This is a genomic window from Bradyrhizobium sp. CCH5-F6 (assembly GCF_001556045.1).
Lineage (GTDB): Bacteria > Pseudomonadota > Alphaproteobacteria > Rhizobiales > Xanthobacteraceae > Bradyrhizobium.
In genome coordinates this window covers 1-1255 of record NZ_LSIC01000071.1, presented here as the reverse complement: position 1 = coordinate 1255, position 1255 = coordinate 1, and the positions used below count along the sequence as shown (strand labels likewise).

Genomic DNA, 1255 nt, shown 5'->3' with positions numbered 1-1255 from the left:
TGAACTTCCTCCGAATGAGTGGACACCTGTAGTAGGCTCGTTGAGCCTGGAGGTGTTGAATGGAACGTGCACGTCGGTCGTTTACTGAAGAGTACAAGCGCGAGGCGGCGGGGTTGGTGGTGTCGAGCGGCCGCTCGATCGGGTCGGTAGCCAAGGAGCTCGGTCTGCGCGACTCAGTGCTGCGGCGCTGGGTCGATAAGCTCCGGCGCGAGCCGGCATCGGCGGCGTGGCGCCCCACCACGCAGGCGACGCCGATGTCGGCGGACCAGGCTTCGGAACTCGCCGTGTTGCGCCAGGAGAACGAGCGGCTGCGGATGGAACGCGACATTTTAAAAAAGTCGATCGCGATCTTTGCCGGAACCCGAACATGAGCTTTCGCTTCATCGAGGACCATCGCAACACCTATCCGGTGCGGCTGATGTGCGCCGTGCTCGAGGTCTCGCCGGCCGGCTACTACGCTTGGCGCGACCGCCCCGTGAGCGAGCGGGCAAAATCCCATGCCGCGCTGCTGGCCGAGATACGGCAGGTCCATCAGGACAGCAGCGGCCGCTACGGCAGTCCCCGCGTCCATGCCGCTCTGCGCAGGCAGGGACGCAGCGCCAGCCGCGGCCGGATCGAGCGGACGATGCGCCGGCATGGCATCCGCGCCATCACCGCAAAGCCACGCCGTGTGCGCACCACCGACAGCCGTCACGACCTGCCGATCGCACCGAACCTGGTCGCGCGCGACTTCACGGCGGAAGCCCCGAACCGGGTCTGGCTCGGCGACATCACCTACATCCCGACCGCCGAGGGGTGGCTTTATCTGGCCGCCGTCATGGATCTGTTCAGTCGGAAGATCGTCGGCTGGGCCATGCGCGATCACATGCAGGTCGAGCTCGCCTCCGCAGCCCTGACGATGGCAATCCGGGAGCGGCGGCCGCAGGCCGGATTGATCTGTCACACCGACCGGGGTGTGCAATACGCTTCGCACGCTTATCGCAGCACCCTTATGGAGGCCGGCATGACGGCATCAATGAGCCGCAGGGCCGATTGCTACGACAACGCCCCGATGGAAAGCTTCTTCCATACCCTGAAGACCGAGCTCGTCCATCATCGCAACTACAAGACCCGCACTGAGGCCCAGCGCGATATCTTCAGCTTCATCGAAGGATTCTATAACCGGACAAGGCTCCATTCCGCACTCGGATATATCCCCCCGATCGAGATGGAGCTAAAAGCCGCTTAACCCGTCCACTTTATCGGGGGAAGATCA

Annotated in this window: 1 protein-coding gene; it reads left to right on the top strand. The window is 63.8% G+C overall.

Annotated features, from left to right (window positions below):
* Nucleotides 1-59: 59 nt before the first annotated feature.
* Nucleotides 60-1228, top strand: a protein-coding gene (locus AX729_RS12500) for an IS3 family transposase (RefSeq protein ID WP_152343783.1) whose coding sequence is annotated in 2 segments (ribosomal slippage) — nucleotides 60-348 and nucleotides 348-1228 — 1170 coding nt in all. Because the reading frame shifts where the segments join, the coding sequence is not laid out codon by codon here.
* Nucleotides 1229-1255 lie beyond the last annotated feature (27 nt).